This window comes from Candidatus Symbiopectobacterium endolongispinus (genome assembly GCF_018777385.1).
In the GTDB taxonomy this organism is placed as follows: domain Bacteria; phylum Pseudomonadota; class Gammaproteobacteria; order Enterobacterales; family Enterobacteriaceae; genus Symbiopectobacterium; species Symbiopectobacterium endolongispinus.
Genome location: NZ_JAFJYB010000007.1, coordinates 57,144 through 78,952 on the forward strand (window position 1 = coordinate 57,144; position 21,809 = coordinate 78,952).

The window sequence follows — 21,809 nt, forward strand, 5'->3', positions numbered from 1 at the left end:
AACAATTCTCTTATTTTGTTATGATATATTTTAATCTTGCTAAAATTCCGCTTAATAAGTGATATTTCCGGAACTCATGCTTTGATTTTTTCTTCCATTGTAAAGATGTTCGGGGTTTAAGTAACGGTACATCATGCCATTCTGAGGCTAGATATGCTTTTTGAAAGGAAATTGTTGAAGTATATTGTCCCCATTCATTCCAAGGCTTAGTTGTACCAACATAATGAATTAAGATAGATTCATTATTTATGATTTTTTTATATTTCTGATGAGTCCTGTCGTATAACTCGCTTTTTATACTATAGATGCTATTGTATTTTCTGGGTAAGAGAAATGTTTTGCCAAGCAAAAGCATATTTAATGCATCTTGATCCGGATATTTTAGTTCTGAATGTTCAAAGATAAATTTAATAACGTTAGAGGTTAAGTTTTGTTGATGCCATTGTTTTAAATCCACAAACATTACACCAGAATTAAAATAGACATCTTTTATTTCTGGACAATGGAGTCTTTTAATTGCTTTCTTATCCATCCCCTCAATATCAGTTACAACTGCACAAATAGCATTATCAAAAGATAAATGTATTAATTCGTCAAGGGAGGCTTTACATACAATATCGGCATCAAGATATAATAATCGATCTGTATATGATCCCAAGTAATCGAATGCGATTAATCTGTAATAAGCAGAATAAGGCCAATTTTTTGTGGGTAAGTCTTTTAATGGTGTATTGTCAATATGATATATGAATATATCTACATTAAATCTATCAGACATTTTCTTGAAACGATGAAGATCATCATCGCTTATGGAGTCAATGAAAAAGTGTAAGGCGATAGGAATTTCACTATTTATAATCGTCGATGTGGCCGAAATTGCAGCACCGAATAAAAAATTCTTATCGACACCGTATGCAATATGCAATATCTTCTCTTTGTTGGTTTCCTGCGCACCAAGAAATTCAACCTTATTCTTGATCACACTGCTATCAAAATACATAATTTTCTATGCTCTGAATTAGATGATTTTTTTTAAGAAATAAAGTAAGTAGTTTTTTAAACCTGAAAATATTTTTTTATTATGAAATTCATGTTTGGCACAATAACGCAGCTGATTAGCTGAATGAGCTTTAAGCAATTCAGCGTCTTTCCATGGGGAGTTATTTTTTGCGTTTGTAAAATAGCATGATGAGTCATAATAAATGGCCCACTCATGCCACGGCTTTGTTGGGCCTATATAATGAATGAATACCGTGTTATTGGTGATGGGGGTGAGCATTTTTTTATTTTCATTTAGCTCATAGTTAATACTAAACTGGGTGTTGTGTTTTTTATCCAAAAAAATAACTTTATTCACAAACAATATGTTTAATATATCTTGATCTAAAAATGATATCTTTTCTTTTGTTTCATCTTTGGAAAGAAGATTCATTGCTTGCCGACTGATATCTTCTTTCGCCCATAAAGGAATGTTTATTAAAAGGAATCCTGCATTAAAATAACCATTACTTATATCCTCATCCCCTAACGCATGTGCCCGCTTGGTCCACCAGGGTTTCTCTCCTTCACTGACCACGGCAGCGAGATGAACGCCCAAGTCTAGATTTATTAACTCATCCAGTTTCCCATTACAAATAATATCAGCATCAAGATAAAGTACTTTAGATGATAACCCATTGAAAAAATCAGCAATGATAAAACGGAAATAGGTTGCATAAGACCAGTTTTTAGTGCTTGGTAATTTTTTTAACTCATCACAGTTGATAAGATAAACGATGATTTGGGTATTGTATTGATGGCTAAGTTCAGTAAATTCTGAGATGTTTTTTTCATCAAAATAATCGGTGAAAATATGAAATACTATTTCTCTTTCTTTATTATTTAATAATATGGAAGATATGGATATTCCGCAGCCAAATATAAAGTTTTTGTCTATTCCATAAGCAATATTAAATGCATTGGCAGGTAATGTATTAATATTGTCATTTAGTGTTATCTTCTCTTTTATAACATGTTTGATATTAAAATACACAATATCACCATTATTTTAATGTTTTTTGATTGTTATGATTGGAAATAGATTCCATGAATGTAGAGTAATAGTTTTCATCATAAAATCCACTGATGGATTTTTTAATTTCTCCTACATTGTGATTGATTTCTTTTTTTTGTACTTGAGATAATATCTTAATAAAACCCTTGATATTACTCGGAGCATAAAGTTGCCCATTCACACCGTTCTTGATGATATCACCTGGTCCCGATGAGCAATCGCTGCTAACGCAATAAATCCCATAAGACATGGCTTCAAGCAACGTCATGGGAAGCCCCTCAAAAGCAGAACTCATAACAAAAGCTGAGACTTGCTTGATCTCTGTCTGAACATATTCCCACGGCTTTTCTTGCCATCCGTGCCAATGCAAATGATCTGCAATGTCCAGTTGATGCGCGTAGGCCTGGCATATTTCTGCATCTGAACCGTCACCGATAAAATGGCATTCCCATTCACCGTGCAAACCTGAGAAAGCATCTAACATGTCTTTAAGACGCTTTTGACCCTCAAACTTAAGACGCCCGACATAGATAAAGACGGTTTTATCGGTTGGGCGCGGAATCACGACACTTTGTGGCGTGACTGGGTTAAAAATCACAGAGATGCGTTCGGGAGAAACGCCACGCTTTATTAATTGCTGCTTGATACCGGAGCTGATGGCCAAGTGATGATCCGCGACCAGTGCCTGTTCGGCATGTTTTTTGTGGTCGAGAGAGTAGTGCAGCCACGAAATCAGCGGCAGCATTTTCTTACTGTAACGGATCGCTTGTGCCGCAACGCGACAGGATGGCGCATCAAAAGCAATAACCGTATCGGGTTGGTTCTGTTTAATGAAGCGCGCCAGAGCGCACGCGTGGCTCATTCTACGCAGAAAGGAGATCTTGATGCCGGAACGATGGCAAATAAAGTGCTTTCCTTCCAGCCAGGCTTTATCCATGCGGTTATCACGGCAGAGGAAATATAAGGTATAGGTGTTTTTAGTGTCTTGATCACCTTCCAGGAAGCTAGTGACCTTTTTTATTACTGTTTCAATCCCGCCGAAACCGGAGGTGGCCTCACCGACGAAAAGTATATTCATAATGATAATTAGGACTCGGGTTAAAGTGCCTTACGCTCTGTTCTTTCTCGAATTTTTTCTGCTTTGGTAAACGCTTCATGAAATAGCGCTTGTTCCTGACGCAACGTAGTACGCAAGGGTTGATGATCAAAATAGATTTTCAGGAAAAACAAGAGATCGTGTTTGCTCGGCCCAATATCGAGTGAGGAAAAATAGAGACCGATAAGATCTTTATTACGCCATCTCAGCGGAACACGTTCGCGGAGTTGTGCCCGATGCAGGTCGATGACCGAAAGTGTAAATTGCGTATCGGTGGGCTGATAAGGCTGACGCAGCAATAAATGGCAAATATAGCAATCACGGTGATTGACGCCACCGGCATGCATCTTTCTCACCATTTCTGCCACACGGCGAATCAGTCGCCGTTTTTCGGCAAGCATTGGCGGATTCTTCGGCCAGTTGGCGCAATAATCTTCCAGGCTGATGGCCGGGCTTAAATCCTCTGTAATGATAAAAGATTCGCGCTGTAGCGGGTTTACTCCCCGCTGGCCAAATGCGGCGCCCGTCATGGTGTCTACACCGAGATCGCGCAAACGATGAATCGCGTTCCATTCACGATCGGCGCCCAATACGGGCAGTCGTAATGAAAGCAGGTTTTTGAGTGCCTCTTTTAATGCCGTACCGCGATGTATTTTGATAAACCAGGAGCGTCCGGCTAAAGTAAAACGTAATGTTTTGCGGCTCTCTAGTGCGCGAAAGACATCGCCATCCAGTTTTTTGACTTCTTCAAACGGGTCGCGTTCCTGCCAGAGTGAAGCGAATGGCTCTTTTAACGTAATGACACTTTTCATTTAGTGACGATCCTGGCCCGCAATCAGCTGCGCGGCTTTTTCCGGTAAGCTGTAAAGATCTTCCGTATCGGCATAATGCCGGGCATTCTCCGACCAGCGATGCAACGTTTCCGTTTGTCCTAATGCCCTGTGCAGCGCAGCGTTCAGCGCTTCCTGACTGAAGGGGGAGGCGATGACCTGGCCTGCTTGTGCCTTATCAATATGGAACGCGTAGCCACATACCTCTGTCACGATAACCGGTAGCCCGGCAGTAATCGCTTCAAGGAGCACGATACCTGCGGCTTCCTGATGTGCAGGGTGGAGTAGCAGGTCTGCGGCGGCCATAAAATCAGGAACATCGCTACGCCCAGCGAAAAAGCGTACCTGTTTATCAATCCCTAACTGACCCGCCAGCGTCTGATAACGGTCGGGTTTATCCTGGCCGACAACCAGGAAAACGACCTTTTCCCGTAGCGCTTCCGGCAGGCTGGCAACAGCGCGCAGGCTGCGCTCGACGCCCTTACGCTTGAAATCTGAGCCGACTTGCAGCAGTACCAGGGCGTTTTCGGGGATGTTTTGCGCATGACGAAAGGTCTGGCGAACGCCGGGAGTCTGCTGGTCATATTTTCTGTCCAGCGCAATGCCCGGTGGAAGAATCAGAAAACGCTCATCCTGCATACCATAATGTTTTTTAAAATCTGCAATCTGGCGTTGAGTCAGCATCAGCATTTTGGTGTTTACGCTTGGGCTGAACACCGCTTTTTCAAAAGCGGCGTAGTGCTTGTAGCGCGGCGTTAAGCGATAGAAAAATCCTTTCTCCTGCTCAACATTTTCTGCGTAGCACACATCAGCGGCGTAATAAAAATCCAGTCCCGGCATTTTATTGAATCCCACCACGCGATCGACAGGGTGCAATTGCAGATGGTGTTGAATCCACTCACTGTAGCGTTGATGCCGCGTGTTATTGCTGATACCCACCGTGGGCACCAAAATAATCTCAAGATTCTCAGGCTCTTCTCCCTGCCAGGACAACACATACACTCGCACACGGTGACCGTGCTTGACGCAGGCCTGAGCAATACTGAGGAAATCGCGCTGCAAACCGCCAAACGGGAAATATTTATACAAGCAGAAGGCAATATTCATGCAGAATTCCTTATCTTTCTGCGGTATTTAGCGAAGCACCCGTAGGGTCGGCCAGCAACTTTGCTGCGGCGTGAATTACGTCTTGAGCAGGGATACATGACAGGTATTTTTATTCCTATCGAGATGCTCTCTCTCTCAGGCATGGCGGTGTAGTCTCCCGCCCACAGGACAATATGGTTATCTGACCAAGGTCTCCATTTGCCGTGATCCGTCGGCCCAAACAGGCAAACCGTTGGCGTTGCGGGCGCTGCTGCCATGTGCATTGGTGCAGAGTCGACGCCGATATAGAGTACGGCGTTGTCGATCAATGCTGCCAGTTCAAGAAAATGCGTTTTACCGGCAAGCGACAGATTAGGTTTGTGTTCGCACAAGGTGCTGATCTCATTCACCACCGCCAAGTCGTCGGCACCAGGGCCACAGGTAAGGACGACTTCTAACCCTTGCTGTTTCAGATGATCAATAACCTGCGCAAATTTATCGTTATCCCAGCATTTAAAATACTGTCTGGCGGTTGGCTGGATGACCACATAAGGCGTTGCCGCTAATTCAGGCACGAGGGCAAAAACGCGGTCAGTATCTTCCGGGCCATAGTACAGCGACAGCGGACGTGTCCTGTCTTCCTCTGGCACATCCAGAGGGGCAAGCAAAGAGAAGTTCTGCTCAACGATATGTTGCCCCGTTGGTTCCAGACAACGTGTGAAACAGGCGCGCCATAGCGACTGTCTGGCTCCTCCGCGTTGAATGGAGAGGCTATAAGGGCAGTTCAACGATTTAATCAGCAGCGCTATTGGCCACTGGTCGGCCAGATTCACAATCAGGTCATAGCGATTGCGTTTGAGGGTGTTGCGCATGGCGAGAAAATCACTGACTTTCTCCATTGCGCCAGCGGTTTTTCTTTTTAAACCGTATAACCGGTGGATATCGGGATGCTTGGAAAGGATAGGGATGGTGTCCTCGTAGAGCAGCACATCAATAGCAGCTTCTGGGTAACGCGCTTTTAGCGTGCTGATAAGCGGCGTCGTCAGCAGCATATCCCCATGAAAACGCAGCCTTACAATCAAGATCCGGTTATAGGTAAGGGTTTTGAGGCTCACTCGCTTTCCTTCAGTTAACGCATATAAACCAGAAAATTGCCACGCTACCGCCCCTGGCTTTTCAGCTACCAATGGGCTGCGCGCTATTATCCGGATTGTTCTCAGGCGTAACGTAAATAAATACACAGGCTCTACTATTTTATACCGCTATGGTACTAAAAGCTGTATGCCTCTCACAGTGATAATTACGCTAGGTTGAGGGGGCGTCTGTGCTAGGGGGGGGCGGGTCCATTTTCCCGTCAGCGTCATGCCAAGGCAGAACGTGACCAGCCACGCCATCAACATATCCCGCGCAAAGAGAATGACATCACTCAAGCCAAACATAAGTAAGGCAAATAACAGCGCAATGGAAAAGTGGCTGCGCAACACAAAAATCGAAAAATAAGAGAGCGCGACATAAAACAAAATAATCAGTAGCGCACCGGGCCAGCCTTTCAGTGAAAAAGCTTCAATGACATCGTTATGAAGATGCACGTTCAGGTAACCCAGCGCCCCCTTCATGGCTGGTGTCTGCTGTGCGAAGTCGGTGATATGTGCCGCGCGCTGTTCGGCGGATTGTCCGAACGGCGCAACAAGCTCTGCGTCCATGCCGGATTGAACCATGGCAAACCGTGCGCCTACGGAAGTTTGACTGTTGTTCTGGTTGTAGCTGCGCACGCCATTGATCAAATCACTGGTGCGTTTATGGATAGTCGTGGAACAGCGCAATGCAGAGCGTTAACGTTATGATGGAGCCCAGCAGCCCCTTAAGTAATTTACGTTTATTATGACGCACTTCTGATAACAGAATTATCGCACCAATCAGGGGATAAACAAAAATGGCCGCCCGTGTCTGTGTCAGGATGATGGCACTGGTTACCAGCAAGAAATGGAGTAAATAGAGATAATATTTGTAGCGCACATTGAGCGTGAGTAATGCCTGCGCACTCAACGCTCCGATAAACGTCATAAAATAGGCCACACCGGTTGCCGGGCCAAAGACAGGCTTACACGGTGCATATCGTGAAAAACTGACTGAAATAGCGCATAAGCCAGCGTCATGATGCAGACTGCGAGGGCGCCAATTTGCAGGATGGGCTGGTTTTTATGTGGCAAGTGGCATGCGGCTAACAGAATAAATGCGCCGAGAATCGCCGCATGTCCGGCAGTGCGATAGGTGGAATAGACATCGGTAAAAAGTGTGTCGGGGTGATAGTAAAGTGAAAACCAGACAAGGTTGAGACAACCCGTCAGCAACAGAAGGGTGGGCAATATTAACAGGCGTTTGGCGACGAGAACCTGTTCCACATGCGTAACCACATACAGAGCGGCAGACACGCCGGTCAAATAGAACAGCCATCCGGCGATGATGGTACTAAACGGCATGACGGCTAGGGTCAACATGCACCCTGGAAACAGCGTATTTGTGGTTAAAGAGGCGCTTACCGCGGGGTATTTTGCCCAGCTGTATCTTAAATAATTCAACATATCATTGGGTCACGTAGCAAGGGCTATCCCCGTTGTCCCGTCCATCCGGGATGGCATGAGTGTAGCCCCGGCGCAAGCCTTTACGGAAGCGCGCTTTGCACCGATGTGTGCAGGGAAGTCGCGTCGAGAGGCTGTAAGTCTACCAACTCTGACAGCTTTTGCCGGACCGCATCGGCAGAGATAGCGCTCATGTGATGATTTTCAGATTGTTCTACCACCTGATTGAGCCCATATCCACCAATAAGCCCAGGATCGGTAGGACCATAGAGTGTGATATTTGGGCGATCCAATGCCGCCGTCAGGTGACTCAGGCCAGTATCGACGGAAACAACCGCTTGTGCCCCCGCCAGTACGGCGGCCACCTGCTGCAAACTCAGGCGCGGTAACACGTCGACGTGTGGAAAGTCGGCTGCAAGGCGCTGCGCTCGCTGATGTTCATGCTCTGTGCCCCAGGGGAGTTTGATGCGCAATCCTGACGGTTGCAGGCTGGCGATCAGTGCGAGCCAGTGAGATTCGGGCCAATGTTTTTCATAACGGGTGGTGGCGTGTAGGAATACCAGATAGCGCCCGGCATCTTCCGACGGTGCTGCCAGAAAATGCTGGGCAATACCGTAGTCCCCCCGCTCACTGGGCTTACGATAGCTCAGGCTGGCCGCGAAAAGCTCGCGAATGCGCTCGACGGCGTGCTGCTGCCGTGCAATACGGTGCCGGTAGTTATAGAAAATGCTGGCCAGCTGCTCACGCGCGCTGCTGCTGTCTAAACCGTGTTTTTTCCCGCGCGCGAGACGCGTGACCAACAGCGCACTTTTCAGCAGCCCCTGGGCGTCAATTACCGCATCGTACTGGCGCTCTCGCAGCTGTTGCTTAAATTGCGCGCGTTCACGCCGTATTTCTGCGCTGAACCAGCTTTTACGCCAGCGGCGGATGGCAACGGGGATTACGCGATCAACGGCGGAATGCCAAGTGGGGATTTGGGCAAACCCTTCTTCCTCCACCCAGTCAAATCGTAAATTGGGGATGACGCGCATGGCATCCGTCAAAGCAGGCAGCGTGTGCAAGATATCGCCCATGGAAGAGGTTTTAACGATCAGCACCCGCATTAGCGATGTTCCTTTGTCTGGATGTAAGGCGTCAAGGCTTCCAACACGCGCTCAGGATGAATATCAATCAGGCTTTGGTGATATCCCTGCTCGCCATCGCCTTTGCGCACGCGATGATATCCAGTAATCAAGCGGATAACGCTGGCCTGATGTGACAGCGGCGGTGTGAAATCCGGACTGCTGGGGCCATAGAGTGCCACCAGAGGACGGTTTAACGCGGCTGCCACGTGCATTAATCCGGAGTCATTGCTGACCACGACGTGACAGGCGGCAATCAGCACCACGGCTTGATCCAGTGACGTTTTGCCTGCCAGATTGGCGCAAAAGGCACGCAGAGATTCTGGTAACGTATCGCGTATCGCTTCTCCCGCCTCGTTATCCTTGGCTGAGCCGAACAGTACAACGTGATGGCCGCGTTCGATCAGAGTTTGTGCCAGACTGGCATAGTGATGGTGTGGCCAGCGCTTGGCGGGGCCAAATTCAGCGCCGGGGCAGAAACCAATAAGTGAGCGCCCGCTAACTAAATCAAAGGTGGGGAGCACGGCGTCGATTTCTGCCTGTGCGACCTGTAGCTGCGGCCATAACAGCGGCTGTGGAAGATCTTCAGCTCGGTGAATCTGGTCGCGCGGATAGGCCAGGGCGACATAGCGCTGCACCATCAGGGGAAACGCGGCTTTGTCCAATACCCGCACATCGTTAAGCAAGCCATAACGCATCTCTCCGCGCCAACCGGTGCGCTCTGGCACCTTGGCAAAGAAGGGCACCAGCGCGGATTTAAACGAGTTCGGTAGCACATAGGCGCGATCGTAACCTTGCTCGCGCAACGACACCCCTAAACGCCGACGTTCACCCAACGCCAGCGCCCCGTGCCCGAGCGGCATCGCCATCGTCTGACGCACTTCCGGCATGCGGTCCAACAGCGGGCGGCACCAAGCCGGCGCCATGACATCAATCTGTGCATCCGGGTACTGTGCTTTGAGCGAACGATACAGACTGTGGGACATCATCATGTCACCCACCCACGATGGGCCAATCACCAGGATTTTCATAGCGTTTATCTTTTATGTTCTTTTGCTTGGCGGCCAGAAAAATGCCATCGAAGGATGCAATCCTGTGCCTGCTGCTTACCGGGAACGTGCGGCCATACATACGTGCGGCCGCACATTGTTGTGGCGTTTACGCGGAGCGGTTCAGCCAGGTCAGGTAGTCGCTGACACCTTCAGCCACCGTTTTGAATGGCTTGCCGTAGCCTGCCGAGCGCAGTTTGGTCAAATCGGCTTGCGTGAAGGCCTGGTAACGGCCTTTCAGTTTTTCAGGGAAAGGAATGTATTCCACCTGGTCTTTCTGGTGGAAATCCAACACGGCATCGGCCACGGCCTGGAATGACTCGGCACGACCCGTTCCGCAGTTGAAAATACCGGAAACGCCGTGCTGCCAGAACCACAGGTTAACCGCAGCCACATCACCAACGTAAATGAAATCGCGTTGGAAATTTTCGCTGCCGGAGAACAGTTTTGGATTTTCGCCCTGATTGATCTGGTTATTCAGATGAAACGCGACGCTCGCCATGCTGCCTTTGTGCCCTTCGCGCGGGCCGTAGACGTTGAAGTAGCGGAAGCCGCAAATCTGGGAATCTGCCTGCGGCAGAATATCGCGCACGTATTGGTCGAACAGGAATTTGGAATAGCCGTAAACGTTCAGCGGCTGTTCGTATTGACGTTCTTCAATAAAGTCGCTGGTGCGCCCACCGTACGTGGCTGCGGAAGAGGCGTACAGGAACGGGATGCTACGTTCCAGACAGTAGTGCAGCACCTCTTTCGAGTACTGATAGTTATTGTCCATCATGTACTTGCCGTCCCACTCCGTGGTGGAAGAGCATGCACCTTCATGGAAGATGGCATCGATATCGCCCAGATCGTCGCCTGCAACGATACTGGCGATGAAGTCTTCCTTGTCCATGTAATCGGTAATGTCCAGATCGACCAGATTGACAAACTTGGTGCCGTCTTTCAGGTTATCCACCACCAAAATGTCTCGATAACCGATGTCATTCAATGATTTAACAATATTGCTGCCGATAAAGCCGGCTCCGCCTGTGACGATGATCATGGGAGTAACCCTTGTAAATCTCGTGGGTGAAGCACCACGCCCCACACTATTTATGACTGCTATCATAACATTTCGTTGCACTACAGACAGTACACCATTTTGTGCTGCCGCAAGGTTTTACCGAGGCGGTGTTACGGCATGCCGTGACCCGCATGGCATTTTTCAGATTCTGTGGCGTTATCTGTCACCGTAATAAACAGGATTGATTAAGCTGTGTACGGGCTTACACAAAGGAGTGACACCATGCCTGCATCGTTTTATCAGCGTCTGTCCGCGCAACTAATGGCGGTGCGAACCGACGGCCTGTTTAAAGAAGAAAGGATTATCACCACGGCGCAACGTGCGGATATAGAGGTGGCCGACGGCGGCCCTTTGCTGAATTTCTGCGCCAACAACTATCTGGGGCTGGCAGACAACTCAACCCTGATTGCAGCAGCGAAAGCTGGGTTGGACAGCCACGGTTTTGGCATGGCGTCCGTGCGTTTTATTTGCGGCACGCAAGACATCCATAAAACGCTGGAGAATAAGCTGGCGGATTTTCTCGGCATGGAAGATGCCATCCTTTACTCCTCCTGTTTCGACGCTAACGGCGGCCTGTTCGAAACCCTGCTGGGTGACGACGATGCCATCATCTCCGATGCGCTGAATCACGCCTCGATCATTGATGGCGTCCGGTTGTGTAAAGCGCGTCGCTATCGCTATGACAATAACGACATGCAGCAACTGGAAGCACAGTTGCAAAAGGCAAAAGCGGAAGGCGCTCGCACGCTGATGGTGGCGACCGACGGCGTCTTTTCAATGGATGGCGTGATCGCCAACCTGAAAGGCATTTGCGATGTGGCAGAGCGTTATGGTGCGCTGGTGATGGTGGATGACTCGCACGCGGTAGGGTTTGTCGGCAAGCAAGGGCGGGGTTCCCATGAATACTGCGATGTAATGGGACGCGTCGATATTCTGACCGGTGCGTTGGGCAAAGCGCTGGGCGGTGCGTCTGGTGGCTATGTTGCTGCGCGTAAACCGGTGATTGATTGGCTACGCCAACGCTCCAGGCCTTACCTGTTTTCCAACTCGCTGGCCCCCGCGATTGTCACGGCTTCCATTGCCGTGTTGGATTTGCTGGCACAGGGGGATGCACTGCGTGAACAGTTGTGGAAAAACGCCGCGCTGTTCCGTCAGCGCATGACGGCTGCTGGATTTACGCTGGCGGGTGCCGATCACGCCATTATCCCGGTGATGTTGGGCGATGCACGGCTGGCGCAAGATTTTGCATTGGCCATGCAGCGTGAGGGAGTATACGTCACCGGCTTCTTCTATCCCGTGGTACCGCAAGGGCAAGCGCGCATTCGCACGCAGATGTCGGCCGCGCACACCACGGAGCAGATAGAACGCGCCGTAGCCGCCTTTATTCGGGTTGGAAAACGCCTTGGTGTTGTCAGCTAACGGAGGGAAACGCATGAAAGCACTCGCCAAACTGAAGTCGGAGCCCGGTATCTGGATGATGGATGCGCCGTTGCCGGAGGTGGGCCACAACGACATCATGATCAAGATCCGTAAAACGGCGATTTGCGGTACTTATGTACATATTTACAACTGGGATAGCTGGTCGCAAAGGACCATTCCCATTCCAATGATCGTGGGGCACGAATATGTGGGTGAAATCGTTGCCATTGGTCAGGAAGTCAGTGGCTTTCTGATCGTCGATCGCGTGGCGGGAGAAGGGCATATCACCTGCGGTTTTTGCCGTAATTGCCGCGCGGGGAGGCGTCATCTTTGCCGTAACACCATCGGCGTTGGCGTGAATCGTCCCGGTGCCTTTGCTGAATATCTGGTGATCCCGGCATTTAATGCGTTTCCTATTCCCGATGGAATCTCTGATGAGCTGGCCGCGATTTTCGATCCCTTTGGCAATGCCGTGCATACCGCGCTGTCGTTCGATATGGTCGGTGAAGATGTGCTGATTTCAGGCGCTGGTCCGATAGGCATTATGGCAGCAGCGGTGTGCCGCCATGTTGGGGCGCGCCATGTGGTGATCACCGACGTTAATGAATATCGACTGGAGCTTGTGCGCAAAATGGGCGTTACGCGAGCGGTGAATGTGGCGCAAGAGACGCTGGCGGATGTCATGTTGTCGTTGGGGGTGCGTGAAGGGTTTGATGTGGGTCTGGAAATGTCCGGCGCGCCAGCTGCGATGCACGCGTTGTTGCATGCCATGAACCACGGTGGGCGGGTGGCGCTGCTTGGCATTCCGCCGGAACCGATGATGGTTGATTGGAACGAAGTGATTTCCAAAGGACTGACGATCAAAGGAATCTACGGGCGGGAGATGTTCGAAACCTGGTACAAAATGGCGTCATTAATCCAATCAGGCCTCGATTTAACGCCGATTATCACTCATCACTTCCCAATAGATGACTTTCAGCAGGGCTTTGATGTGATGCGCTCTGGGCAATCCGGCAAAGTGATTTTGCACTGGGATTAACGGCATCGTAGCGCGCCCCGAGGCCAGGACGCGCTACGCATTTATTTATCCCCTGATGTGACCCAGGTACGCCAGCGCTGCTCAATAAAATGAACGGGCGCACTGTCACGTAATCTTTCCCCGATCAGTTTAAAGAAGACGTCGTTACCCACCGGCGGTAGTGGCTGTTTAATAGTACACAGCTGCGGTTTGCGGAACGGTTTACGTGCTGGTTGCGCAGGACGAGGTTCATAGGGCAGCGTCTGGTAGTGAACCGGCTCATTCAACAACTGGCTGGGGCGCACCAGAACGATATCGGTATCCAGCGTGGGCAACATCTGTTGCAGCACTTTGATAGTCGCGGGGTGCGGGTGACCGATGGCAATGGCCGAACCGGTACGGCGTGCCAGTTGCACCGCACGATTAAACTGGGTGCGGATATCCGCCTCATTCTGAGTATCGTCTAAAAAGACCTTACGCTTGATCACCTTGACGTGCGTGCCCGCCGCAGCCGGAATGGATTGGCTGCTGCCGATAGTCATGCTGTCGAGAAAGTAGAGCTGATAAGCGTTGAGGGCCTGCATCACCTTTTGCATACCTGGCAAGCTGGAGGTCATGGCGCTGCCCATATGGTTATTTAACCCGACCGCGTAAGGGACGTTATTTACCGCCTGACGGATAATGCGTTCGATCTCTTCACTACTCATCTCCGGGCGTAGTGTATCTTTCTCGAGAGGCTGTTTTCCCATCGGAGCCATCGGTAGGTGGATCAATATCTCGCGCCCTTGCTGGTGGGCTTTTACTGCCATGTCACGGGCATAGGGCGCGTTGGGCAACACCGCAATGGAGATGGCGGTTGGCATCGCCAGTATCTGATTTTCGTTGTGGGGCCGATAACCGAAATCATCAATCACAATTGACAGCTTTCCCGCCATCGCCCATGAACAAAATGCCAATAACAAGGTGAAGAGAAGCGGACGGCGTACTTTTCGTAACATCGGTAAAATGTTTTCCCTGTTATTTCCCTAACCAAGGTTGTGGGTCGACCGCCTGACCTTGACGGCGAATTTCAAAGTAGAGCACAGGCTGGCTTTGGCCACCGCTGGTGCCCACTAATGCGATCGGTTGTCCGGCTTTCACCTGTGCGCCGACCGACACCAGTGCGCCCTGGTTATAGCCATACAGGCTCATGTCTTCCTTGCCGTGCTGCAACACCACAACAAGTCCATACCCTTGCAGCCAATCCGCCATCAGCACGGTGCCATAGGCAATGGCCTTGACATCGGCACCCTCTGGTGCCGCGATCACCAATCCCTTCCAGCGCAATTCGTCCTGCAAGGGTTCACCAAAACGTCGTTCAACACGCCCCCTCACTGGCCAGATAGCCTGACCGGCGGGTTGGCCCAACCCGCCGTGCGCGCCATAAGTGAACGCTCACTTTCCGATGGTTGGTAACGGCTGCCGCTGCGTTTGGCTTGTTCTTCATGTTCACGCACCTTGGCTGCCTCGCGCGCTTCGCGTTCGGCTCGCGCTTTGGCTTCGCGTTCAGCGCGGGCAATCTGGTCGCGCAGGCGTGCTTCATTCTGTCGTAATTCTGTCAGTTGCTGCTGATCTTTTTCCAGCGTGGATAGGGTTTGTTTACGTTCACCCCGCGCTTGCTCCAACGCCTTTTGCTGTGTTTGCTGCTCGGCAAGCAACGTTTTTTGCGTTGCTTGCTTCTGCTCTACCTGCCGTTTCTGTGCGGCGAGCTCGGTGCGGGTGTGTTGCAACTCAGCGATGTTTTGCTGGCGAGCTTCATTCAGGTAACCAAAGTAGGCCAAAATACGCTCGCTACGCTGGCTCTCTTCGCCGCTGAGGATCAGTTGCAAGCCGTTGTGTTGACCCTGACGAAAGGCGGCGTCTAATTGGCGTGCCAGCAGCGCTTCCTGCTGCTTTCTTTGGCTTTCGAGTTTGGTGATGGAGGTTGCCAGCGCTTTAAGCTATTCGCTAAGTGTGGCAAGCGTTCCCGTGGTGTCACGCAGTTGGCGACTGGCCCGGGCGATGGATTGTTCTTGCTGCTGTAACTGGCTGAGCAGCGCGCTGCGTTGCTGTTTCTGCTCTTGAACGCGTTTTTCCTTCTCCGCGATATCCTGTTGCAGCGTCTTGAGCTGTTGCTGATTATCGGCACCGAGCCCGAGCGTCGGCCACGCAAAAGCCCCAACGCAAACCGCGCTGATACATATCGCGAGCAGCGCATGCAGCGGTGATTTGCCTGTGCTTGAACCCTGAGCATGCACACTGCATGGTACTCGGGGCGAGACCACTGACGCTTTCTTATTCATAAGATGGGATTATTTCACGATGGGCAGCCCCTGACCAGTCATCCTACCGCGCTTTTCTCTCTCCGATAATGAAAGAACATGTTGCAGAGGTGCGCATCTTGGGTAAGGTTTACACAGGATGAACTGCATCAAGCATAGATAAAAAGGGTGCAATACACATAAAATGGCACAAACGTTAGCGGCGGTCGCTACGATTTTTCTGATTCATACCACAGATAGAGTTACAGTTTAGCGGCTTACTGGTTGTTACAGGCTGTAATTGCTGTACCGCATAGGTATACTCAGAAACCTTGATTTTTGTTGATTAACTGATTCGGGAGCTGTTACCCCCCATGCAAGAGATTATGTCGTTCGTAAGCAGGCATCCGATTATGAGTATCGCCTGGGTTGCACTGTTGGTTGCCGTTATTGTCATGACCGTGAAAAGTAAGCTTCCCAATGTGAAAGAAATCGCGCGTGGCGAAGCCATTCAACTTATCAATAAAGAAGAAGCGGTTATCGTTGATTTGCGCAACCGTGATGATTTCCGTCGTGGCCACATTGCCAACGCCATCAACCTGCTGCCTAACGACATTAAGAATGGCAGTCTGGGCGAGTTGGAGAAACACAAAGCGCGCCCTGTGATTGTCGTTTGCGTGAACGGTATCAGCTCGCGTGAATCAGCTGACAACTTGCTGAAAGCCGGTTTTGAACGCGTGTCTGTTCTGAAAGACGGCTTGTCCGGCTGGAGTGGTGAGAATCTTCCGCTGGTGCAGGGTAAATAAGCGCGATGGCGCAAGCCGAATGTCTTTAAAGCATGCCGTAAAGGTATGGTAGGTTGTAACTAGGCGCAGGTTCCCTGCGCGCATCGTTCGATTTTAAATGCACACATTGGCGTCCGCTGCCACACGGTGAATGCGGCGCATTAAAAACGTTAACATTAAAGGTATTAGCCAACATGTCCGAACAAAACTCCGCCGAAATGACTTTTCAGATTCAACGTATTTACACCAAGGATGTCTCTTTTGAAGCGCCGAATGCTCCTCAGGTGTTTCAACAGGATTGGCAACCGAAAGTTAAACTGGATCTGGATACGGCGTCCAGCCAACTGGCGGAAGACATGTATGAAGTTGTGCTGCGCGTAACGGTAACCTCGACGCTGGGCGAAAATACTGCGTTCCTGTGTGAAGTTCAGCAAGCGGGTATTTTCACCGTTGGCGGTCTGGAAGGCACGCAACTTGCACATTGCCTGGGCGCTTACTGCCCGAACATTCTGTTCCCGTATGCGCGTGAATGTGTGACCAGCATGGTGACACGCAGTACATTCCCGCAGTTGAATCTGGCGCCGGTGAACTTCGATGCGCTGTTCATGAACTATCTGCAACAGCAAACGGAAGGGCAGTCCGCAGAAGGTGAAAACGGCGCACCGCGCCTGGATGCCTGATGAGCACAGCTAATGCTTCCATGACAGTGGTCGGTGCCGGTTCATACGGCACCGCCCTGGCGATTACGCTGGCCCGCAATGGTCACTCCGTGGTGCTGTGGGGACACGATCCTGCGCACATACAGACATTGCAGGCCGCCCGGTGTAACCAGGCGTTCCTACCGGATGTGCCTTTCCCCGATACGCTGCACCTCGAGTCTGATTTAGCGCAGGCGCTGGCGGCGAGTCGCGATATTTTGGTGGTGGTGCCGAGCCATGTGTTTGGTGACGTGCTGCGTCAGCTAAAACCGCTGCTGCGTGCCGATGCACGCTTGGTGTGGGCGACAAAAGGGTTGGAGGCAGAAACCGGGCGCTTGTTGCAAGATGTGGCGCGGGAAGCATTAGGTGAAGAGATTCCTCTGGCGGTGATTTCTGGTCCGACGTTCGCGAAAGAACTCGCGGCGGGATTACCCACCGCTATCGCGCTGGCCGCGACAGACAAAACGTTTTCTGACGATCTGCAAACGCTGCTGCACTGTGGTAAGAGTTTTCGCGTCTACAGTAACCCCGATCTTATCGGCGTTCAGCTTGGCGGAAAAATGTGATTTCTATTGGCGCTGGCATGTCCGATGGCATTGGCTTTGGTGCCAATGCGCGCACGGCGCTCATCACGCGTGGACTGGCGGAAATGACGCGGCTTGGCGTGGCGCTTGGGGCCGATCCCGCCACGTTTATGGGGATGGCTGGGCTGGGCGATCTGGTGCTGACCTGTACCGATAACCAATCTCGTAACCGCCGCTTTGGCATGATGCTGGGCCAGTGGCTGGATGTACAAAGCGCTCAGGATCAGATTGGTCAGGTGGTGGAAGGTTATCGCAATACCAAAGAGGTGCTGGCGTTGGCGCAGCGTCATGGGGTAGAAATGCCCATCAGTGAACAACTGTGGCAGGTTTTATACTGTGGCAAGGCCGCGCGCGAAGCGGCGCTTACCCTGCTTGGTAGAACGCGCAAAGACGAAAGCGAGCGCGAATAATACAACGTTATCCTTGAGGCCAATGGTGACGCTGGTCTTCTGGCGTTTTTTGGCTTTTATATCGTATATATCGTATGCTGGCGGCTACGCGAGTCTTTGGCAAGCGTGCCGGGCGATAACAATAAATGTAACGTGTCAGCGCATCGCAATGAACGGTGCGGCAGGGGAGTGAAGGCAATGTCGACTGATGAATTGGAATTGGTGTGGGCAAATATCAAAGCAGAAGGCCGGTCGCTGGCTGATTGCGAGCCGATGTTGGCCAGCTTTTTTCATGCCACATTGCTGAAACATGAAAACCTGGGCAGCGCATTGAGTTATATGCTGGCGAACAAGTTGGCAAATTCCATCATGCCGGCGATCGCCATTCGCGAAGTAGTGGAAGAGGCCTACCGTGCCGATCCGCAAATGATTCTGTCAGCCGCGTGCGACATTAGCGCGGTGTGTCAGCGTGACCCGGCGGTGAATAAATACTCCACGCCGCTGCTTTACCTGAAAGGATTTCATGCGCTTCAGGCCTACCGTATTGGTCATTGGCTCTGGTATCAGGGGCGTAAAGAGCTGGCTATTTATTTTCAGAACCAGATTTCGGTGTCGTTTGGCGTCGATATTCACCCGGCTGCGACCATTGGTTGTGGGATCATGCTCGATCATGCCACCGGGATTGTTATTGGTGAGACGGCGGTGGTGGAAAATGACGTGTCTATCCTGCAATCTGTCACCTTGGGCGGGACCGGGAAAACTAGCGGCGATCGCCATCCCAAGATCCGCGAAGGGGTTATGATTGGCGCGGGTGCCAAAATTCTCGGTAATATTGAAGTTGGGCGCGGCGCAAAAATTGGCGCAGGTTCCGTGGTGTTGCAGCCAGTTCCGGCGCATACCACGGCGGCGGGCGTCCCGGCGCGCATTGTGGGGCGTCCGGAAAGCGACAAACCCGCAATGGACATGGATCAATACTTCAATGGGATCAATCGGGGATTTCAATACGGCGATGGGATTTGAGTTCTTCTTACCGTAAGCTGTTTTTCAAATGATTTTCCCTACTTATATCGCATACTATCCGAATATTCAGCTGAGCTAAGATATTTTCTTATAAGAAATATCTCAAATATTGCCGCTTCACCGACAATTACACGCAATATAGCGTGTGAATCCGTCATAATACCGGTTTGGACAGGCTTTTACCCGTGGCCTGTTTTCCTAAACCAGACTTTCCCTGTCATCTGACGGTTCAGGTCTCGCAACAACATTGATGGTTTACGAGAAGCAAAGATGTATCTGATGCGTGTGATATTTACCCTTTTCTGTTCTCGCTTCCTTCCCTCGCTGCCCCAACGGATTCCGCCGTGGAAATGTCGAATGAGTCTGTGCAGAGCAATGGGCAGGGCAGTTGGTGGCAAAAAGCCAAATTTAATCTGTCAGAAACCTGGTAGAATTCGTCAAGTCAGGATCTCTATATCCCGGCTATCACCTGGCATAACCGCTGGACTTACGACAAAGAGAAAACCGACAAGTACAATGAACGTCCTTGGGGGCGCAGGCTATGGCGTGTCACGTCTGGATGCCGACGGCGATTGGCACGGTCTGTACCTGATGGCGTTCAAGGATTCCTTCAACAAATGGGAGCCCATCGGCGGTTATGGCCTTGAGAAACGCTGGACGCCTACCACGAATCCGGATTTCCAATTGGGTGCGGGTTTCACCGCTGGCGTTACTATGCGGGACAACTGGCACTATATCCCGATTCCGGTGCTATTGCCGCTGGTCTCGGTGAACTATCAGCGCCTCTCTTTTCAGGCGACCTACATTCCTGGCACCTACAACAACGGCAACGTCTTTTTTGCCTGGCTGCGCTGGCAAATCTAATCGTTGGTATATAAACCAAATGTAAACCGCATTGGTCGAGGATTATGCAGCCAATGCGGTACAATGGCCCATTATCATTTTTACTAGGGTGTCAGCGTGTTATTACTGGTCATTACCACCATTCTGTGGGCATTTTCATTCAGCCTGATTGGCGAATATCTGGCGTGGCAGGTCGATAGCTGGTTCTCTGCCATGTTTCGTTTAGTGCTGGCCGCTGTGGTTTTTCTGCCGTTCCTGCGTTGGCGTGGTTATTCAGCCAAAGTATTGGGATTGTATCTGCTGATCGGTGTGATCCAACTGGGCGTGATGTACCTGCTGCTGTTCCGTAGTTATCTCTATCTCGATGTTCCGACGCTGCTGCTGTTTTCAGTAATGACGCCGCTTTACGTCACGTTGATTTACGATGTAATCAGCGGGCGGCGCTTGCGCTGGGGCTATGCCTTTAGCGCGTTGCTGGCAGTATTGGGGGCCGTAGTCATCCATTATCATGGCGTCAGTGCGCATTTTTGGCATGGTTTTCTGCTGATTCAGGTTGCCAATATTTGCTTCGCCGCAGGGCAAGTAGGCTATAAACGCCTGATGGAGCTGCACCCGATGCCGCAGCACAGTGCGTTTTCCTGGTTTTATCTGGGGGCGGGATTGGTGACGCTGGTAGCGTGGGGACTGTTTGGCAACTTCACCAAACTACCCACCGCCCCGATACAGTGGGGCGTGTTGGTTTTCTTGGGGGCGATTGTCTCCGGCCTGGGCTATTTCATGTGGAACTACGGTGCCACCAAGGTGGATGCGGGCACGCTAAGTATCATGAACAACTTTCACGTCCCTGCCGGACTACTGGTTAACTTCCTCTTCTGGCAGAAGACGCCCGACTGGGGGAGTTTCTCGCTGGGGTCTCTAATTATCCTTGCGGCTTTGTTGGTACACCTGCGCTGGGTCGTGCAGCATCCCGCACGAACGGCAGATGCGAACACGCGTGCTGGCGGGCAGAACGAATAAAGGCTTCAAGTACCGGCTGGCGCTGCTCTCCATCGCGTACCGCAGCGTACAGTCGGCCCCACAATCCCTCACCCAGCGTTTTGGTCACCACCAACCCCTGACGCTCAAAACTTTCCACTACCCAGTGTGGCAGCGCGGCAATACCCATGCGTGCTGCCACCATCTGAATTAGCAATAGGGTGTTATCCACGCTCTTTAACGTTGGACTGATGCCTGCCGGTTGCAGGAAATGACGCCATATGTCCAAGCGCTGGCGCTGAACCGGATAGATCATCAGGATCTCATCGGCGAGATCCTCCGGTGAAATCGTCTCTTTGCTCGCTAATGCATGGTCTGGTGCCAGCACCAGCCTCACTTCAAAATCAAACATAGGTGAATAGTGCAACCCACTGCGCGGCAAAATGTCCGATGTCATCACCAGATCCAATTCCCCCTGTTGCATTGCCGGTTGGGGATCAAAGGTGACACCGGATTTGAAGTCCATGTTCACCTGCGGCCACTGGCTGTGGAAATGCCCCAGAGCGGGCGTCGGCCACTCAATACAGCTATGGCACTCAATCGCCAGACGCAGCGTGGTCTGATGCGGTTCGTTGCATGCCTGCAACGCCTGTTGAATCTGGGGCAACACCTGATCGGCCAATTGCAGCAGGATTTCCCCCTGAGGAGTAAAGCACAGCGATTGGCTCTTACGTACAAACAGCCGAAAACCCAGACGCTGCTCCAGCTCACTGAACTGGTGGGAAAGCGCCGATTGCGTCTGGTGAAGCTGCGCGGCAGCTGCTGCCAGTGAGCCTGTGCCGCGCAGTGCTTGCAGTGTCCGTAAGTGTTTCCGTTCGATCATGAGAGTCCTTCACAATGACAGTGAATAATTTGCGCTTGT

General features: G+C 50.9%; 20 protein-coding genes and 3 pseudogenes. 8 read left to right on the forward strand and 15 right to left on the reverse strand.

What is annotated here, in order from left to right; translation table 11 throughout:
* Positions 1 to 10 precede the first annotated feature (10 nt).
* The 12 genes from JZM30_RS21365 to rfaD form a co-directional block, all read right to left on the reverse strand.
* The gene (locus tag JZM30_RS21365) at positions 11 to 1,000 is read right to left on the reverse strand and encodes a glycosyltransferase (RefSeq protein WP_252321235.1); all 990 of its coding nucleotides are present in this window, start codon (positions 998 to 1,000) and stop codon (positions 11 to 13) included.
* An 18-nt stretch (positions 1,001 to 1,018) separates the two neighbouring features.
* Entirely contained in the window at positions 1,019 to 2,032 is a 1,014-nt protein-coding gene (gene waaO, locus JZM30_RS21370) for a lipopolysaccharide 3-alpha-galactosyltransferase (protein WP_252321236.1), read from the reverse strand.
* A 10-nt stretch (positions 2,033 to 2,042) separates the two neighbouring features.
* Positions 2,043 to 3,131 carry a lipopolysaccharide 1,6-galactosyltransferase gene (waaB, locus tag JZM30_RS21375; RefSeq protein ID WP_252321237.1) on the reverse strand — a complete coding sequence of 363 codons (1,089 nt, stop codon included), beginning with the start codon at positions 3,129 to 3,131 and terminating at the stop codon, positions 2,043 to 2,045.
* 20 nt (positions 3,132 to 3,151) lie between these two features.
* Positions 3,152 to 3,961 (reverse strand): lipopolysaccharide core heptose(I) kinase RfaP, encoded by an 810-nt coding sequence (gene rfaP / locus JZM30_RS21380; protein ID WP_252321238.1) that lies wholly within the window; start codon positions 3,959 to 3,961, stop codon positions 3,152 to 3,154.
* Entirely contained in the window at positions 3,962 to 5,086 is a 1,125-nt protein-coding gene (locus tag JZM30_RS21385) for a glycosyltransferase family 4 protein (protein ID WP_252321239.1), read from the reverse strand.
* Positions 5,083 to 6,180 carry a lipopolysaccharide core heptosyltransferase RfaQ gene (rfaQ, locus tag JZM30_RS21390; protein WP_308167199.1) on the reverse strand — a complete coding sequence of 366 codons (1,098 nt, stop codon included), beginning with the start codon at positions 6,178 to 6,180 and terminating at the stop codon, positions 5,083 to 5,085. The genes JZM30_RS21385 and rfaQ overlap by 4 nt, the downstream gene beginning before the upstream one ends.
* 147 nt (positions 6,181 to 6,327) lie before the next feature.
* Positions 6,328 to 6,849, reverse strand: a complete 522-nt coding sequence (locus JZM30_RS21395) for an O-antigen ligase family protein (RefSeq protein ID WP_252321240.1) — start codon at positions 6,847 to 6,849, stop codon at positions 6,328 to 6,330.
* Between the two features lie 13 nt (positions 6,850 to 6,862).
* On the reverse strand, positions 6,863 to 7,129 hold the full coding sequence (locus JZM30_RS21400) for a hypothetical protein (protein ID WP_252321241.1): 267 nt from the start codon (positions 7,127 to 7,129) through the stop codon (positions 6,863 to 6,865).
* The gene (locus JZM30_RS21405; RefSeq protein ID WP_252321242.1) at positions 7,126 to 7,563 is read right to left on the reverse strand and encodes a hypothetical protein; all 438 of its coding nucleotides are present in this window, start codon (positions 7,561 to 7,563) and stop codon (positions 7,126 to 7,128) included. Before JZM30_RS21405 ends, JZM30_RS21400 begins: the two co-directional genes overlap by 4 nt.
* A gap of 164 nt (positions 7,564 to 7,727) precedes the next feature.
* Positions 7,728 to 8,747 (reverse strand): lipopolysaccharide heptosyltransferase RfaC, encoded by a 1,020-nt coding sequence (gene rfaC / locus JZM30_RS21410; protein ID WP_252321243.1) that lies wholly within the window; start codon positions 8,745 to 8,747, stop codon positions 7,728 to 7,730.
* A complete protein-coding gene (gene rfaF, locus JZM30_RS21415; protein ID WP_252321244.1) occupies positions 8,747 to 9,796 on the reverse strand; it encodes an ADP-heptose--LPS heptosyltransferase RfaF in 1,050 nt (349 codons plus the stop codon). Before rfaF ends, rfaC begins: the two co-directional genes overlap by 1 nt.
* A gap of 127 nt (positions 9,797 to 9,923) precedes the next feature.
* Positions 9,924 to 10,856, reverse strand: coding sequence for an ADP-glyceromanno-heptose 6-epimerase (gene rfaD, locus JZM30_RS21420; RefSeq protein WP_252321245.1), 933 nt, complete (start codon positions 10,854 to 10,856; stop codon positions 9,924 to 9,926).
* Between the two features lie 243 nt (positions 10,857 to 11,099).
* Between rfaD and JZM30_RS21425 the strand changes: the two genes are divergently transcribed.
* Both JZM30_RS21425 and tdh read left to right on the forward strand, forming a co-directional pair.
* On the forward strand, positions 11,100 to 12,296 hold the full coding sequence (locus tag JZM30_RS21425; RefSeq protein WP_252321246.1) for a glycine C-acetyltransferase: 1,197 nt from the start codon (positions 11,100 to 11,102) through the stop codon (positions 12,294 to 12,296).
* Positions 12,297 to 12,309: 13 nt separating this feature from the next.
* Positions 12,310 to 13,335 carry an L-threonine 3-dehydrogenase gene (gene tdh / locus JZM30_RS21430; protein WP_252321247.1) on the forward strand — a complete coding sequence of 342 codons (1,026 nt, stop codon included), beginning with the start codon at positions 12,310 to 12,312 and terminating at the stop codon, positions 13,333 to 13,335.
* Positions 13,336 to 13,376: 41 nt separating this feature from the next.
* Here tdh and JZM30_RS21435 read toward each other — a convergent pair whose 3' ends face one another.
* On the reverse strand, positions 13,377 to 14,312 hold the full coding sequence (locus JZM30_RS21435) for a divergent polysaccharide deacetylase family protein (protein WP_438801537.1): 936 nt from the start codon (positions 14,310 to 14,312) through the stop codon (positions 13,377 to 13,379).
* 19 nt (positions 14,313 to 14,331) lie between these two features.
* Positions 14,332 to 15,635, reverse strand: a pseudogene (envC, locus tag JZM30_RS21440) (murein hydrolase activator EnvC).
* A gap of 332 nt (positions 15,636 to 15,967) precedes the next feature.
* Here envC and JZM30_RS21445 point away from each other — a divergent pair.
* From JZM30_RS21445 to JZM30_RS21470, 6 genes and pseudogenes are all read left to right on the forward strand, one after another.
* Positions 15,968 to 16,399: a rhodanese-like domain-containing protein gene (locus JZM30_RS21445; protein WP_252321248.1), complete on the forward strand. Its 432-nt coding sequence runs from the start codon at positions 15,968 to 15,970 to the stop codon at positions 16,397 to 16,399.
* Between the two features lie 173 nt (positions 16,400 to 16,572).
* On the forward strand, positions 16,573 to 17,058 hold the full coding sequence (gene secB, locus JZM30_RS21450) for a protein-export chaperone SecB (RefSeq protein ID WP_252321249.1): 486 nt from the start codon (positions 16,573 to 16,575) through the stop codon (positions 17,056 to 17,058).
* A pseudogene (gene gpsA / locus JZM30_RS21455) lies at positions 17,058 to 18,070 on the forward strand (NAD(P)H-dependent glycerol-3-phosphate dehydrogenase). The gene secB and the pseudogene gpsA overlap by 1 nt, the downstream one beginning before the upstream one ends.
* A 177-nt stretch (positions 18,071 to 18,247) precedes the next feature.
* On the forward strand, positions 18,248 to 19,069 hold the full coding sequence (gene cysE, locus JZM30_RS21460) for a serine O-acetyltransferase (RefSeq protein WP_252321250.1): 822 nt from the start codon (positions 18,248 to 18,250) through the stop codon (positions 19,067 to 19,069).
* Between the two features lie 344 nt (positions 19,070 to 19,413).
* Positions 19,414 to 19,933 (forward strand): annotated as a pseudogene (gene pagP, locus JZM30_RS21465) (lipid IV(A) palmitoyltransferase PagP).
* Between the two features lie 96 nt (positions 19,934 to 20,029).
* A complete protein-coding gene (locus JZM30_RS21470) occupies positions 20,030 to 20,929 on the forward strand; it encodes a carboxylate/amino acid/amine transporter (protein ID WP_252321251.1) in 900 nt (299 codons plus the stop codon).
* Here JZM30_RS21470 and metR read toward each other — a convergent pair.
* Positions 20,832 to 21,770, reverse strand: coding sequence for an HTH-type transcriptional regulator MetR (gene metR / locus JZM30_RS21475; RefSeq protein WP_252321252.1), 939 nt, complete (start codon positions 21,768 to 21,770; stop codon positions 20,832 to 20,834). The two genes, JZM30_RS21470 and metR, sit on opposite strands and share 98 nt — an antisense overlap.
* Positions 21,771 to 21,809 lie beyond the last annotated feature (39 nt).

Bases quoted from the DNA above. Each gene is read 5' to 3' on its own strand.
- JZM30_RS21365 (WP_252321235.1), bottom strand. From the start codon at position 1,000: ATGTATTTTGATAGCAGTGTGATCAAGAATAAGGTTGAATTTCTTGGT.
- waaB (WP_252321237.1), bottom strand. From the start codon at position 3,131: ATGAATATACTTTTCGTCGGTGAGGCCACCTCCGGTTTCGGCGGGATT.
- rfaP (WP_252321238.1), bottom strand. From the start codon at position 3,961: ATGAAAAGTGTCATTACGTTAAAAGAGCCATTCGCTTCACTCTGGCAG.
- JZM30_RS21385 (WP_252321239.1), bottom strand. From the start codon at position 5,086: ATGAATATTGCCTTCTGCTTGTATAAATATTTCCCGTTTGGCGGTTTG.
- JZM30_RS21400 (WP_252321241.1), bottom strand. From the start codon at position 7,129: ATGACGTTTATCGGAGCGTTGAGTGCGCAGGCATTACTCACGCTCAAT.
- JZM30_RS21405 (WP_252321242.1), bottom strand. From the start codon at position 7,563: ATGTTGACCCTAGCCGTCATGCCGTTTAGTACCATCATCGCCGGATGG.
- rfaC (WP_252321243.1), bottom strand. From the start codon at position 8,747: ATGCGGGTGCTGATCGTTAAAACCTCTTCCATGGGCGATATCTTGCAC.
- rfaF (WP_252321244.1), bottom strand. From the start codon at position 9,796: ATGAAAATCCTGGTGATTGGCCCATCGTGGGTGGGTGACATGATGATG.
- rfaD (WP_252321245.1), bottom strand. From the start codon at position 10,856: ATGATCATCGTCACAGGCGGAGCCGGCTTTATCGGCAGCAATATTGTT.
- JZM30_RS21425 (WP_252321246.1), top strand. From the start codon at position 11,100: ATGCCTGCATCGTTTTATCAGCGTCTGTCCGCGCAACTAATGGCGGTG.
- tdh (WP_252321247.1), top strand. From the start codon at position 12,310: ATGAAAGCACTCGCCAAACTGAAGTCGGAGCCCGGTATCTGGATGATG.
- JZM30_RS21435 (WP_438801537.1), bottom strand. From the start codon at position 14,312: ATGTTACGAAAAGTACGCCGTCCGCTTCTCTTCACCTTGTTATTGGCA.
- JZM30_RS21445 (WP_252321248.1), top strand. From the start codon at position 15,968: ATGCAAGAGATTATGTCGTTCGTAAGCAGGCATCCGATTATGAGTATC.
- secB (WP_252321249.1), top strand. From the start codon at position 16,573: ATGTCCGAACAAAACTCCGCCGAAATGACTTTTCAGATTCAACGTATT.
- cysE (WP_252321250.1), top strand. From the start codon at position 18,248: ATGTCGACTGATGAATTGGAATTGGTGTGGGCAAATATCAAAGCAGAA.
- metR (WP_252321252.1), bottom strand. From the start codon at position 21,770: ATGATCGAACGGAAACACTTACGGACACTGCAAGCACTGCGCGGCACA.